At 49.3% G+C, this 14,588-nt stretch carries 13 protein-coding genes and 1 riboswitch; of the genes, 7 read left to right on the top strand and 6 right to left on the bottom strand.

Annotated features, from left to right (window positions below; all coding sequences use genetic code 11):
* Positions 1-119: 119 nt before the first annotated feature.
* The 5 genes from Q1B47_RS11465 to Q1B47_RS11485 form a co-directional block, all read right to left on the bottom strand.
* On the bottom strand, positions 120-1,442 hold the full coding sequence (locus Q1B47_RS11465; RefSeq protein WP_299793396.1) for a GGDEF domain-containing protein: 1,323 nt from the start codon (positions 1,440-1,442) through the stop codon (positions 120-122).
* A gap of 496 nt (positions 1,443-1,938) precedes the next feature.
* On the bottom strand, positions 1,939-2,217 hold the full coding sequence (locus Q1B47_RS11470; protein WP_299793399.1) for a hypothetical protein: 279 nt from the start codon (positions 2,215-2,217) through the stop codon (positions 1,939-1,941).
* A 123-nt stretch (positions 2,218-2,340) separates the two neighbouring features.
* Positions 2,341-3,138, bottom strand: a complete 798-nt coding sequence (locus tag Q1B47_RS11475; protein WP_299793402.1) for an SAM-dependent methyltransferase — start codon at positions 3,136-3,138, stop codon at positions 2,341-2,343.
* 109 nt (positions 3,139-3,247) lie between these two features.
* Complete coding sequence (locus Q1B47_RS11480; protein ID WP_299793405.1) at positions 3,248-3,835, bottom strand: GNAT family N-acetyltransferase; 588 nt, start codon at positions 3,833-3,835, stop codon at positions 3,248-3,250.
* 19 nt (positions 3,836-3,854) lie between these two features.
* Positions 3,855-5,456 carry a pepsin-like aspartic protease gene (locus Q1B47_RS11485; protein ID WP_299793409.1) on the bottom strand — a complete coding sequence of 534 codons (1,602 nt, stop codon included), beginning with the start codon at positions 5,454-5,456 and terminating at the stop codon, positions 3,855-3,857.
* Between the two features lie 471 nt (positions 5,457-5,927).
* Between Q1B47_RS11485 and Q1B47_RS11490 the strand changes: the two genes are divergently transcribed.
* Entirely contained in the window at positions 5,928-6,929 is a 1,002-nt protein-coding gene (locus tag Q1B47_RS11490; protein WP_299793452.1) for a LysR family transcriptional regulator, read from the top strand.
* Positions 6,930-6,967: 38 nt separating this feature from the next.
* Here the strand turns inward: Q1B47_RS11490 and Q1B47_RS11495 are convergent, their stop codons facing one another.
* The gene (locus Q1B47_RS11495; protein WP_299793455.1) at positions 6,968-7,948 is read right to left on the bottom strand and encodes a LysR family transcriptional regulator; all 981 of its coding nucleotides are present in this window, start codon (positions 7,946-7,948) and stop codon (positions 6,968-6,970) included.
* 377 nt (positions 7,949-8,325) lie between these two features.
* Here Q1B47_RS11495 and Q1B47_RS11500 point away from each other — a divergent pair, with 377 nt between their 5' ends.
* The 6 genes from Q1B47_RS11500 (at position 8,326) to Q1B47_RS11525 (ending at position 14,566) form a co-directional block, all read left to right on the top strand.
* Positions 8,326-8,829, top strand: coding sequence for a DUF2726 domain-containing protein (locus Q1B47_RS11500; RefSeq protein WP_299793458.1), 504 nt, complete (start codon positions 8,326-8,328; stop codon positions 8,827-8,829).
* Positions 8,830-8,913: 84 nt separating this feature from the next.
* Entirely contained in the window at positions 8,914-9,414 is a 501-nt protein-coding gene (locus Q1B47_RS11505; protein WP_299793461.1) for a nitrite reductase, read from the top strand.
* A 14-nt stretch (positions 9,415-9,428) separates the two neighbouring features.
* Positions 9,429-10,124, top strand: a complete 696-nt coding sequence (locus tag Q1B47_RS11510) for a 4Fe-4S dicluster domain-containing protein (RefSeq protein ID WP_299793464.1) — start codon at positions 9,429-9,431, stop codon at positions 10,122-10,124.
* The gene (nrfD, locus tag Q1B47_RS11515) at positions 10,121-11,071 is read left to right on the top strand and encodes a cytochrome c nitrite reductase subunit NrfD (protein WP_299793467.1); all 951 of its coding nucleotides are present in this window, start codon (positions 10,121-10,123) and stop codon (positions 11,069-11,071) included. The genes Q1B47_RS11510 and nrfD overlap by 4 nt, the downstream gene beginning before the upstream one ends.
* A 209-nt stretch (positions 11,072-11,280) precedes the next feature.
* Positions 11,281-12,066, top strand: coding sequence for a hypothetical protein (locus Q1B47_RS11520; RefSeq protein WP_299793470.1), 786 nt, complete (start codon positions 11,281-11,283; stop codon positions 12,064-12,066).
* Between the two features lie 137 nt (positions 12,067-12,203).
* A riboswitch (cobalamin riboswitch) is annotated at positions 12,204-12,447 on the top strand.
* A gap of 109 nt (positions 12,448-12,556) precedes the next feature.
* Entirely contained in the window at positions 12,557-14,566 is a 2,010-nt protein-coding gene (locus Q1B47_RS11525; protein ID WP_299793473.1) for a TonB-dependent receptor, read from the top strand.
* The last annotated feature ends 22 nt before the right edge of the window (positions 14,567-14,588 follow it).

Raw genomic sequence — 14,588 nt, forward strand, 5'->3', positions numbered from 1 at the left:
CCTTTATGTTTATGCTTGGGTTTGAGAGGTGAGTTGTTAGCGACCCATTATAAAGCGTTGGCGGCGATTATACAGCGTCAGTGACGATAAGCGCCTTTGATGGTCAGTGCCAATAGCCATCAGAGCGTCAGCTGCCCCTGACGGTTTTCGCTCTCCTTGCCGGCGCTATTCAGGTCAGTTTTTTCGCCTGAATCAGCGCGTCCGAAGACTGTGGTGCGGTTGCGGCCGTCACGCTTGGACTGATACATGGCCATATCCGCATCTGCGGTGAGTTTTTCCAGATCATAGCCCGATAGTTTGGCATCTGTGACGCCGAAGCTGGCGGTGAGCATAAACTCGGCGCCCGAATCCAGGGTATCTATCTGCGCTATCGCTTTGCGGCAGGTCTCGGCCAATCTGGTCGCGGTCATCAGGTCGCAGCCCGGTAGCAGGATACAGAACTCTTCACCGCCCAGGCGCGCGAAGATATCGTTGCTTCTGCCCTGCACCTTACAGACATCGGCCACCCTCTTCAGCACCCAATCTCCACAGGCGTGACCGTAGCTGTCGTTGATGGATTTAAACTTGTCCAGATCGAACAGGATGCAGCTGAGATAGATATCGCTGTTCCGGCAATACTGCAGGGCACTTCGGGCCAGCTGAGTGAAGTGGCCGCGGTTAAACACCCCGGTGAGGGCGTCGAACTCGGCCAGCTGTTTCAGCCGCTTCTGCGTCATCCACGACTTATAGCCCCAGAAGCTGAGCAGGGTAATAATGGCGATAAGCAGGGCTATAAATAGCCGATTATTTTCCGCCTCACTCCTGGCCAGCCTCTGCTCTATCTTGAGCAGATTATTCTGTTTATCCAGCAGCCCGATACGGCTCTTCTGCTCCGCGGCCTGATGCTCGGCCAGCTGAAACGCCAGATGTTTGGTCTTGATGTCATCCAGATAGGCCTTATCCGCCTCGGCATATTTCTTGTGATACTCCAGCGCCATCTTATGATCGCCCCGGGACTCGGCTATCTGGTAGAGAACCCGGTAGGCGTTGACTGTGGAGTTACTAATGTTGATATTTTTAGCTTCATCGATTGCAACTAATGCATACTCTTCAGCTTGTCTGTTGGCGCCGATAACATGATGAGCTTGAGATAGAAGAGAATTAAAAATAGCCAAGTATGGGACATACTTTGTCGTTTTAAGAGAATCGAAATTCGACTCCAGTATGGATATTGCCTGATGTGGGTTATTCTTTTTCAAATATAGGGTCGCTAAATAGCTATAGATGGCACTCTCCATCACCACTTCGTTACTCTGTTGGCAAGCCTCGATACCTTCCCGGATCTGCGGATCATCTTCCTCCAGAAGCTCGAGTTTAAACAGTGACTCTAATTTCAGGTTATGAGCTACACAGAGTGTTCGACCTTCAATTGGCTCCTGCAGAAGCTTGTCAGCAAAACTCATACCTAGTTCGTACTGACCTAGTTGGTTATAGAATATTGCAGCAACGGCATAACTACGCTGAATAAGTAAATTATCTGAAATTTTCGGTAGAGTATTTAAAGTGTCAGAGAGGTAGTAAAGGCCTTCTGGCCATTGTTTTGATATTGCGTAGGTATTTACTATTGATAAATTAGCTTTCAATTTTAAAGTCGTTTGTGCATTAGAGCTTAAAATATTCTTGTAGATCGTTAAGGCCTCATCAAACTTTCCTTGGAAAGATAAGCTGTAGCCAGTTAAATATTTTAGATGGTGATACTGTTCTTTAGTTAAAAGTTCTTCTCTTTGTTTTAGTTTTTCAATGATTTTGATGAATTGTACTGGGTCACTACTACGGATTTGTTCGGCTTGGTTAAATAGGCTCTGGGTTCCCTCTATCTGTGCTGACCAAGAGTTATGGACAATAAGCATCAAAAAGAGGCAAAAAATTCTACCTCTTTTAAGTTGTTTGGAGAACAAATTAACCATTAGCTACAGATTTTATTTCAGATTCGTCTTCTTTTGGTGATTCTTTTTCCGGTGAATCTTTTTCTGGTTCATCCTCTGCAGGGAAGAAGATACAAACTACATCAGGACAAATATCTAATTCTTTTTTTAACTTTATTAAGTCTTTTTTTAGAAGTGGTTCCTTAATGTTTTCTTCCAAACCGCTACTTTTGATGGCTATACATTGCTCTTCTGTACTTTGTAAGCTAGCGTCCTGTCCCATACGTTCCAGCAGTTCAATTACATTTGACATTATTTCTCTTCCTTTTTGTTGTTGTAAGATTTTAGCTACGAGCTACGAGCTACGAGCTCTTATGTAGGAGCTGCTTTAGCTGCGATCGCCTGTTTGTTCCATCTTTCCGGGCTAAAGCCGGTCCTACAGCTCAGCTTCTTCGAGCTGATGCTCGATCTGCTTCAGCCTCTCCAGTACTTCATGGTTGGGCTGCATCTTTTGGCTCGGTGGTATCACCAGTGTGGTGTGCATAAATATCTCGGCATCGGCCAACTCGCTCAATGTCAGTCTCTGTTTGCGCACCGTGTCTATGGGCAGTACGGCGGCCTCATATAAGATCACCTCATGATCCAGCGGATACTGGTCGGCGAGCAGCTCTATCAGCACTTGTCGGTGGGCCGCGCCGGTGGCGAACTTAGCCAGGCTCCTGTCGCCCGCGAGACCAATCTGCCATAGCACCAGGTAGCAGGAGGGGTCAAAGCGGCGCTTGTAAAACATAAACTGGCTGGCTTCGAACTGCTGATAGCCGTACTTGCCGGGATCTATGCCTAACTCGGCAATCAAACAGTCTTCTGCAGATATGCCCGGCACCATGATGGCATCGAAGCCCTCGACCTTGGCAAGCTCGATAGACTTGTGCGGCGCATGGGCGAATACGCCGGGGTGTCCGTAGAAGGCGCCGACTACTTTCTTGCCGGCGCGCACCTCACTCAGCATGGCATCGACCATCTCGCGGTAGGTGATATGGCGGGACTTACCTTCGCTGTAGTAGACCTGCAGGGAGCGTACGTCGCTGTGCATCTCCTGCAGCCAGAGTTCGACTATGCCATTGGAGACGCCGGAGAAGACCACATCGGCCTGCTCGATATAGCTCTTAGCCAGGGGACAGATATGTGCCCCCAATGTCATGCCGATACCGACACACGCTAAACTACCCGCCATTGAAAAGTCCCTTTTATGCTTCCTGTTATTTTTTAATCAAACTACCAGTTATCAGCTTGTTTTGAAAGTGTTAACTTGCTTGTCGAGGGACGGATATTCGAGTTTTAATTTAGAGTTTGTAGTGATTCTTTTCGGCGAAGCAGTGTTTATCTAAACTTTTACTCTGCTTCTCAATACATTCCGTTGAAATCAATGGTGTTTCGAAGACGAATCCAAGTTTTTTTACGAAGCGCTCAGTAGCCAGGTTGCGGCCGGAAAATTGGGCGTTAATGCGAACTATCTCTAACTTGCTATAGGCGTATTCCATTAATGCCCCCATGGCTTCTTCGGGTAGCAGCTTTCCATTGGCTTTACGCAGCAACATAATTCCAATCTCTGCCTGAGACCTCTCTTCGCCATGCCAGACTAAGCCCTGTATTCCTATCGCTTGGTCATCCTCGAGTGATGTGATCACCCAGCTCATCTGTTTGGGCTTGTCTTTTTTCGTGTTGTTTAATGAAATCTGAAAGGCCCGATCTGCCTGCTCGATAGTCATCGGCTCGGCTATGTTTCGCATGATTTTTTTGTCGGTATATAACTGACGAAACAGTTGCTTATCCTGCTGCTCTATTGGCCTGATAAGCAGGCGCTCGGTGGTAAACACATGGGAGTTTAATATACTTTTTATTCTGGACTTCTTACTTATGACTCGCTCCACGTTTTATCTCCAATGATGACTATTTTTGCTCGGCAAACCGGATCACGCCGGTTATATGCACCGAGCGGTCGAATATGACCAGATGGTCGTTGAGCAGGGGGAGCCCTAAAAGGGTTTGATTGGGCCAGTTGGGCAGTTGACTCAATATCTTAAAGCAGGCCCGGCCTTCACTTGGGGCGTTGAGCTGCCAGTAGCTTTCGGGCTTGCAGACTATGCTCACTTCACGGCTAATACCCGCATCAAGAGCACCCACATCATCTTTAATATCGCCTATGAAGCTGAAGGTTATCTCCGGCCATTGGCTCAGGTCCAGGAGCGAGGCGTCTATGCCTGTCTCTTGAGCGGCTATCTCTTTGAAGGGGGCTATCAGGGGGGCAAACGTTGGCGATATGGCTTCCAGGCTCGCCAACATGGCCAGGTAGAGGGGCTCGGTGAGGGCGATGGCCGAGGCGCCGGTATCGACGATGGCATTGCTGTAGTAGTTTTTACGGTACTGCTCTTCGAGCGCGGGAGCGGGTATCACGGCCTGGTTTCCGACACGTATCGAGGTGAGGGTGACGTTGTAATAGATATCGTGGTCGACTTTGATGGTGCGAAAATTCCCTCGATAGAGCTCGGTATGCTGCTCTGCGTCGCCCAGGATAAGCCAGCCTTGGTTGAGCGGGTCGTCGGCCAGCTGCTTAGGTGTAAAAGCTGTGTTGCTGACATGGATGCTGGAGCGGCGACTGTAGAGGGCAAATTTATTTGCGGTGAGGCCATGCTCTTCGAGGGCGGTGAAGTAGGGGATGAGATCCTGCTCAGGCTGCTGCCAGAGGAAATGCTTAAACTGCTTAAGGTCTTCGCTGCTGAAAGAGGGTTCTGCTTTCTGTTTATCTTTTGATGAGCTCTGACTCTTTACATCGCTCTGGCAGTTGCTCTTAGTATCACTTTGGCTGTGATCCTTAGCTTTAGCATCGGCGAAGGGCCAGGGGTAAGTCACCGCAGGTGAGTGGTGATGGCGTTCGAGATAGGCCTTGAGATCGTAGCTCTTGTTGAGATGATGGTAGCCCAGTCCCAATATGCCATCGGCGTCAGCGAAGGTTTGTTGCTGTTTTACACTCGAGACGATGGCGAGATGGCAGGACTCCAGTACCAGAGGCCGATGGGCTTCATCTTCACCGCTCTCTTCACATGTACTTTCCCGAGGCTCTTGGCAGTTCTCTTCGCACCTATTCTCTTCTGGCTCTTGGCAGTTCTCTTCGCACTTATTCTCTTCTGGCTCTTGGCAGTTTTCTTCATAGATAGCGACTCGGGTGGTGACCACGGGGCCGTCCCAGCCGCCGATGCCGTAGTTGACCTCCTGAGCCAGGCTGGTGGGAGTCAGCAGCTTGTCATCCTCAGGGCGGTAGGCGCTTTGATTTTTCAAGCTCTGGCTTTCCAAGCTCTGGCTTTCCAAGCTTTGTTTAACATCACTTTGTTTTACGACACCTTGTTTAACGACAAGGGTGCTGCTCCCTGTGTCGAGGATAAGGTTGACCCTCTGCGGTGGTTTGCCCAGTTGCAGCTGTGCGCAGTAGTCGCCCTTGGCGTAGACATTGGTGATGGGGACTTTCAACGTGCGCGCTTTTATCTGACCGTCCATGCAGAGGTATCTCCTTAACTCTCTTATCTGCCGCAAAATGGTTTGTTTAATGCCTGTTGTTAAATGTTGTAACTGCACACTGGCCATACCAGGTGTTTGTGTTAACCCTCTCTTTTTTAACCTGTAAGCTCACATTTATCAATGGCGGTAAATCATTCAACGGCTAACACCTGCGCTGTATGCCTCCCTGAGAAAAGCTGCTTTTTTTTTCGCGCTTTTTGAGGCGATGTCAACAGAGGGAACTTTACTCCTTTTATTAGCAAGTACTGATAAAATAAGGGTTTATTATGTGTGATCTATTTCACATATCTGTTTGTTTAAAAATGATACACATTAGAATTACTTCATGCTTGCTTGACTTCGAAGTCGCCTCAAATCCAGAGGTGACGCAGGTTCTCAGAGTTTTATTCGTTTTTTCCAGCACCAGTTATGACGCTTTTATAACAAATGTAAGCTTCGGGGGAGTGATTAATGTTAAAGAAGGTGAACCGTCTGGATTATTTCACTTTGATGGTGCTGGTCGGCCTGGTCGAGTTGAAAAACGGCTCCGCCGTCGCCGATAAGTTACATACGACTCAGTCTAAGGTGAGCCGGGCACTGAACTGTCTGCGTGAAGTGCTGGACGATGAGCTCTTCATTCGTCAGAAGTATGGCTTCGAACCTAACTCAGTTGCGCTGCGTATCTACCCCATGGCGCAATCCATTCTCGAACAGTACGACAAGATAATATCGACGACACGAAATACCGTAGTGGCCCCCTATGAGTTGACGGTGGCCGCCCATGAACAGTGGTCCATGATGGTGTTTAACTGTGTGACCCATCAATGTTGCTGTGTCGAGGGCGGAGTCAATGTAAATGTGCAGCCCTGGTCTGAAAACGTGAGTGAGCGTCTGTGTCAGGGGAAACTTGATTGCAGTATCTCCATCGAGCCTATCCGGCATGAGATGGTTGATGATGTGAATATCGGCGATATCACCCACTTCTTCCTGGTGGCCAGGGTCGGTCACCCTATTCTGACCTCGGCCGATCCGCTGAGGGATATCTTCAACTATAAACTCGGTCTGGTAAATTCAAACCTACACAACAACAGACTGCATAGAATCGAAGAGTATGCCCATGAGCAGGGGATAAAGCTCAGGGTCGCACTTAAGAGCCCGAGTCTGCGTATGATTGTCGATCATGCCAGTCGAACCGAGGATGTGTGTGTGTTGAGCTCTGCCATGGCCTATGAGTATTTTGAAGATCGACAGGATGTCGGCTTTATCGATATCTCGGCGCAGTGGCGCGATTGTGTCGAACAACAACCCGAGAGTTACTTCCTGCATTGTCACCGCTCGGTGACCCCCTTGTTGGCGCAGTGTATGGCCAGATTACTGACCGAGAAGCTTATCGACATCCAACACCATTACGAGAGCTCACAGGGGCTGGCCCCCACTAATGTGAGAGCCGGTGTTAAAGCTTTTCTGACCTAAGGTTGATTAAAGCGATTGCTATTAATCACCCCTCTTCGTTAATGAATACTGCGGTTGACTATCTGGCCTATGGTATCAACCAGCCAGGCGGCATTGGGCGACCGCAGTCCTTTCTTTGAGGCTAAATATAGGGTGGGACTCTGAATGGAGAGGTAGAGCCGCTCGGTTTCTATCTCCGATAGTCGGCAAACGTGCAGATTCGGCAGCTGACTACTGTGATCGTAGACCTTGCTGTAGGGCAGCAGTGCGACCGCATCGGTAGCGGTGATATGTTGGCTGAGCGACTCGATATTGAAGTTATGGTTGGTCAGGTCTTCGTTCTTCAGTTGATAAGCAAGCTGATGCTGGCTGCAGTAGCGTATAAATGGATCTATGTTGGCTTGCTGCGGTTCACCAAGCACACTCACGTAGGGATATTGAGCTATGGTCTCTAAGGTGATCTCCTGCCTGAGCAGGGGATGGTGAAGATCACACACCAGATAGAGGTGAGATAGCCGTTTCAATGCCTGAAGATCGACCTGTTCACTGAGTTGTTTCAGTCGTTCGCCGCCGGACTCGCTGATTAAGGCGATATCGATCCGGTTCTCGATGATGTCGGTGATGAGATCGTCAGAATCCGCACTGATAGTGAACTTGAGGTCTAAGTGACTCTCCTTGATGGCGTTGGCTAACAGCTGGGGAAGATGGTGCACAATAAGGTCGCTGACATGAATGGTGAAATGTGATGTTTCATTATGGCTATCGCCGGCATTGAGCTGGTAAAGGTGCTCAGAGCATTGCACTATCTCTTTGGCGATAGGGTAGAGTTGTTTGGCAAACTCATTGGGAATCAAGCCATGTTTTTTCCTGATAAATAGCGGGTTATTAAAAATGACTCTTGAGTGCTGCAGGCAACGACTTATTTTAGGCGCAGAAATATTCATCTGTTTAGCCACGAAAGTGGCCGAATGATGCTCATATAAATTAACCAGAATATTAATGCTGAGAAGATCTAAAGTATCAAGTTTTAGATTGTGCATTTTAATCCTCCCTAAGGTACACACTTGCATTAATAACAATGTGTGAATTTCATAAGTTAATATAACGCTATTGTTGAATAAGCGCTAATAAAATGGTTAAAATAATTAAACTATTTTATACTCTCTAGGGTGTGAATTTGGTTGTCGTGTAACTTGTTGTTTTTCATCGTTATTTCTATTTTCAATTTTTAGATATGCAATATATAAAACTGTTGTTTTTAACTGTCGATAATCTCCAAAGGGAAATATCTATATTTGAAATTATGACAGTAAGTTTGTTTTTAATTATTTTGTGATGAAAATAATTGCAAATATTTAAATTTAGGCGCAATACTTAATTGCAAACTAAATATAAACAGAAGTTCTGGAGGTTTATCATGAACGCCACCGTCATACTCAGTTATACATTTATGTACTTTGTTCTGTTTGTTATCGTTCCATTAGTTATCGTGACGTTTGTGATGACTTGCATCAAGTTCTTCCAAACAAGTGACGTACAGATGGCAGCAACGGAAGTCAGCATTAAGCCACACCTGTTAGATACGCAATCCATGGCGTTTTTAAAGACATTAAAAACCATAGCCGAGGGCCGCTACGATGTGCTTTATGATGCATCTTTAGTGAATGTGGTCGATATCGATCAGGCCGTTAAGAACCATGATGAGGTGCAGGAGTATATGGAGCACTGCCACCTTGACTACGTGGTCGTGGATAATGAGTCTTCATCAGTGAAGCTGGTGATGACCAATCCTGAGGAGAGCAGCAGCGAGCAGGTCGAGTTTATCGAGAAGTGCCTGGCATACACAGGCGTGCAGTTTATCAAGCTCGATAGAGAGAAACAGTGCGATGAGGCCCTGATCAGAAACGCGCTTGCCGCATAGCCGCTAATGGCACCAAGCGATTCAGTTTGGTGCCACTCTCCAGCCAATATTTTTAGCATTCATCTGTCGATGTAAGGACGAGTCATGTCCAGATTATCCCGCTATTGGTCACTGTCTCCTGCAATTGAGTTGCTATCACTCCTGTTGCCATCAATCATCTGCTTAGCCATGACGGGAGTGTCAGGTTACGCCGCTGCTCAGCCAGGTGAGTCTTTGACCATAAATCAAAACACCTGCATGAAATGCCATAAACGTAACGGCACCATGTTTGGCCTCCATGGCAATAACGCACTGGCGATAGAGTGTCAGAGCTGTCATGGAGAACGAGGCAAGCACCCCAGAAAGGGCTCGATAATACGAAGTTTTTCACATGATAGCGCAACCCCTGTCGGTGAGCAGACCACAGCCTGTCTCGATTGTCATGATCATGAGGCCTTAGCCCTGGCCGACTGGACCCATAATGTTCATGCCGACAAGGTTAACTGTGCCAGCTGTCATCAACTGCATGTGGAATATGACCCCATGCTGACTAACACGCCTCAGGAGCGCAGCCAGCTCTGCCGCGGGTGTCATCTGGTTAAATAAGGGGAGTATCAAAGATGGATATCTCAAAAAGACATTTTCTTACCGGATGCGGCACGCTGATCGCGGGATTTTCTATCTACTCGGTAGCCAGAGAGCTTGCAGAGTCTGAGACCGCAGCCTCAGTCGATCAGACTAAAACCATCAAGTATGCCATGGTGCATGATGAGAACCTCTGCATCGGCTGTAACGCCTGTGAGCAGGCTTGCCGGCAGGTAAACCATGTTCCCGATGGGGTTTCCCGGGTGGTGATCAATCGCAGCGGTCCATATGGAGAGTACCCGAATCAGAGTTACCGCTTCAGTCGTAAATCTTGTCGGCACTGTGAAGATGCGCCCTGTGTGAAGGTGTGCCCGACGGGTGCAGCTTACATAGATCCCGATACCGGGATTGTCGATGTCAACCCGGATAGGTGTGTCGGCTGCCAGTATTGCATTGCGGCTTGTCCCTATCAGGTGCGGTTTATTAACCCCGAGACCCGAACGGCAGACAAGTGTGACTTTTGCAAAGAGACGCAGCTAAAGCAGGGCAAACTACCTGCTTGCGTCGAGGCGTGTCCGACCAATGCCCTGGTGTTTGGCAATATCAGAGACCCTGAGTCCGAGCTGGTTAAGACGTTAAAGTCGAAACCTACGTATCGCGCCAAAACAGATTTAGGCACACACCCTAAGTTGTTCCATGTATCGACTATTGATGGGGAGATAGTGTTATGAGTGCATTTCATTTCGACGGATTAGTCTGGCATTGGCCGATCGCAATCTACCTGTTTCTGGCCGGTTTGTCGGCAGGGGCAGTTTTTTTCGGCATCTTGCTGAAGCATTTTAAGCTGGGGAAGAAGGCCTATCAGTCACGTTTTATTCAGGCGGCGGCTCTGATAGCACCCGTGACGGTTTGTGCCGGCTTAGGCATCTTAGTTATCGATCTGACTAAGCCCTTCGACTTTTGGAAGATCCTGGTTTTCTATAACTCCACCTCCGTGATGTCCATGGGCGTGCTGGTTTTGATGCTCTATCAGCTAATGTTGTTTGCCTGGATCGGCACCTTATTCGCAACCCCCGTGGTGCAGTGGTGCGAGGGGCGGGAGGGACACTGGCACCTGCTGCAAAGGGGCTTGATCAAGTTGCAGCAGTGGGAAGATGTGATAACGGGAATACTGCTGATACTCTCCCTGTCGCTGGGGGCTTACACCGGCTTCCTGCTGTCAGCCCTGATCGGCTTCCCGCTGCTCAATAACCCGGTATTACCTGTCCTGTTTCTGGTTTCGGGTCTCACCTCCGGCGCGGCGGCGACGCTATTGGTTGGTGTGCTGCTCAAGGGCAACCCCAATGGCACCGAGGTGCGCTTCATTCACGGAATTGAGATCCCCATGATACTCATCGAGATGGCGGTACTCTTTACCTTCTTCGCGGGACTCATCCTCTCTGGCGGACAGAGTCAGGTGGCGGCGTTTAATGCGCTGGGCGAAGGTTTCTGGGGCTGGATATTCTGGGGGGGCGTGGTTGGTCTGGGTTTGACCCTGCCATTGGCGTTTAACCTGTGGATGAAGGTCTCGGCCGACAGAAAGTTTGCCTATGTCGCGGTGACAGCAAGCTTCAGTTTAGTGGGGGTATTACTGCTGCGTAACTTTATTCTCTATACCGGCCAGATGACGGGGACTTAGTTAAAGAGTTGGTAAAAGAGTTAGTTAATGAGTCAATGGCAACGCTTTAGATATTTATGGTTTCTCAGAGGAGGTGAGGAGAGAGTTTTCCCTTGCCTCTGTTTTTGTAAACGTCTCTATCATCTCATTAATCTATTCATGTAAACCTCTTTGCGTATTTTTCATACTCAGGTAATATCGAACCAAGAAGCTAATCAAGGATGATAAGTATGAAATTTCTCAATAGATCTCCCCTCTATGTTCGCACGCAATATTCCCGTCACAGACAGTCACAGAGCTCTGCGTCAGCCCCGTTTAAAACGACTCGTTTCTCAGCATCGGTAATTGCCGCCTCCGCATCAGTTATCACAGCCGCCATTACCGCTGCTGTCATTACTGTTTACCTGTTTCCCCCTGCGGCTCATGGGTTAATTCTGGATGATTTTCTCGACGACAGTGACAGTGGCTCACAGGTTAAACATACACTCCCTATCTTCAGTCAGGAGCTTAGCTTTAACCTGTCCGGAGAGTGGAGGTTGGCGTTTAATCAGCAGCAAGCAGGAATGTACGCTGCCGAGTTTGTGCCATCAGATCAACAGTTAAGCTCCTGGTCTTCGCTGTTCTGTGTGCAGGGCTTTGAGGGCTTGAGTGATAATATTGAGCCCGAAGCGTTTATCGATTCGCTGGCAACGGCCTATGCAGAGACCTGTGAGGGGGAAGTTATCTATAACAAGCTGGGTGAGAGTGAAGTCGATGGCCTGGAGGGCTTCAGTGCCATTTTAGCTTGCACCCGCATGCCCGATACCCATAGGGCGACCCGTTATACCGCTACCGGCATAACTTCGGTTCCGCAGGGGGAGATAGGCCATTACACCGCCATCTCCGGGGTGGATGACCTTTATCTCCTGCATCAATCCAGGCGTGGCGAACTATTCAGTGCAGATGACCCGCCTATGGAGTGGTTAAAGCAGAACAATGTTATGTCGGCTATCTCCCCTGTGAGACTCAGTCGCTGATGGATGATAGCGACGGCCGGGAAAGGGGGGTTATTCGTAAATATTAGACATTTATACGTATAGACGTCTATAATGCGGCCAATCGTGAGCCGGCTGTTTATCCGGAGACGTGTGAGCATAGATCGATAATACCATCTATGCTGTCAATCTTTTGTGGTGCCCGTTCTCTTAACGTTAAGCGCGTGAACAGAGATGGGATAATCGGGAAGCCTGTGAAAATCTGGCACTGCCCCCGCAACGGTGAAAGGTGAAAGTGAGGTGCGCCTGGCCATTCTTGATGTAATGGCAGGGTGTTAAAAAAATCTCAACTTGCTCGGAAAGGCTGCTTGGCCCTACCGAATAGCCTCAGTCCGGAGACCGGCCCATTAGATGATTTTGAGATTTCGGCGGGCAGATCTCGAGATGCGATAGGGTGATTGAGTTCGGTGAACTGAACTCGTCCTCGTCGTGACATTTTTGCCCCGTTTTCCTTTCAGGAGTTAAAGGTAAAATGGGTACTCAAGCTAGACCATCAAACAAATTATCAACATTAGCCACTCTCATCGGTGGTGCCTTGGCGTTGTCGTCTGCATCAGCGTTGACTTTCGCGGCCGACTCATCAAAAACTGATATCGGCGTTACTGACACTGTGGATGAGGTGATAACCGTCATCGGTCGCAGTGAAAACACACCCCTCAACATCGCTTCCAATGTCAACATCATCGATGCGGCCGCTATCGAGATGAGCGGCGCGACGACACTGACCGAAGTGCTGCGTGGCCAGAGTGGCATACAGATCGCAGACTCAAACTCGGGCGCCGTGTTTGCCATGCGCGGTTTTTCTGCCAGCCAGGCGGCTAACAATACCTTGATTTTGGTCGATGGCCGTCGATTGAATAATATCGATATCGCGGCGCCAAGCATCGATGCTATCCCACTCAATCAGATAGAACGCGTAGAAATATTGTCGGGCAGTGCCGGTGTGCTTTATGGCGATCAGGCGGTGGGCGGTGTGATTAATATCATCACCAAGGCGCCCGACAGCGCAGGCGGTGGTATCCAGCTTTCAGGCGGCAGTTTCGACACCTATGAAGGCAAAGGTGATATCTCCGGTGCCATCAGCGATAACTGGCGCTACTACGCAGCGGCCAGCTATAACCAGGGCGATAACTATCGTGACCACAACGCCAATAAGACCTCGTCAATATTAGGTCGCCTGCAGTACGCCGACGGCCCACAGGAGTTTTTCGTCGAGGCCAGCTACTACGATAACGATCGTGAGTTAGCCGGGGCGCTGACTGAGGAGCAGATAAAGGAAGATCCGCGTCAATCGAATGCGACAAAGCCGGGGGCATTTGACAGCTATATGCACGAGATGACTACGGCTGCCCGTAGTGGATATCAATACCAAATTAACGATGAGTGGTCACTGGGCGCCGATCTTAATTACTCTGAGACCCTGATAACAGGGCTTAATGATTGGGGTACATCGAGAAGGGACACACGTTCCCTGTTAGAGTTTACCCCTAAGGCCGTGGCTAATATCGTGACCGAAAAGGGTGAGCTGAATATCGTCACAGGTATCGACCTGAGCCGCGGCGAGTCTGAGTTCAGCAGTGGTCGTGGTAATGTTCAGAAACTCGCCAGTGCCTTCGTGCAAGCGACGGTACCACTATCGAAGAGTCTCAGTTATGTGGTGGGCGGACGCTATGCGGAAGTGACAGATGAACTGGTTGATCCTGCATCATACCCCAATGGTGTCGAGTTAGATCAAGATGCTCACGCCTTCGAGCTGGGATTGAACTATCGCCCGAGTCTCTCCCACAGGTTCTATCTGCGCGCCGACGATAATTTCCGCTTCGCCAAGGTCGACGAGCAGGCTTATACACCTGCGAGTGTCGTAGGCCTCAAGCCCCAGACGGGACGCTCCTATGAAGCGGGCTGGGACTGGACACCCGAGTCACACACAGTTCGCTTGAGTGCCTACCGTTTAGATCTTGAAGATGAGATCGTCTTCGACCCGAGTGCCGAAACGCCGGCGGGTGGGAGCTTTCCCGGGGCCAATGTGAATGCCGATGCGTCACGCCGCTACGGTGTGAGTGCCGATTGGGATTGGCAGTTGACGGATAAGGTACAACTGGGCGCCGAGTATAACTATATCGATGCCGAGTTTACCGAAGGGCTTAACGAGGGTAAGCAGCTCTCCTGGGTCGCCGAGCATACGGGCCGTGGCTACTTGAGTCTCGATGCCAACGAGCATTGGCAGGTGTTCAGCGAACTGGTCTATACCGGAGAGCGTTTCATCGAGGGGGATAACGGCAATGCCGACCCTAAGCTGGACGCATACTGGCTAACCAACCTGGCGGTTAACTACAGTCGCGATGCCTGGCTTGCCAGCCTGCGCGTCGATAACCTGTTCGATGAGCAGTATGTCAGCGCCGGTTACTATAGTAGCTGGGGTAACGGCTATTACGCGGGGACCGGACGTGCCCTGCGCCTGACGGCCAGCTATCGTTTTTAATAAGGAAGTTGTAAGTTATAAG

This window comes from uncultured Shewanella sp. (assembly GCF_947501225.1).
Classification (GTDB): domain Bacteria; phylum Pseudomonadota; class Gammaproteobacteria; order Enterobacterales; family Shewanellaceae; genus Shewanella.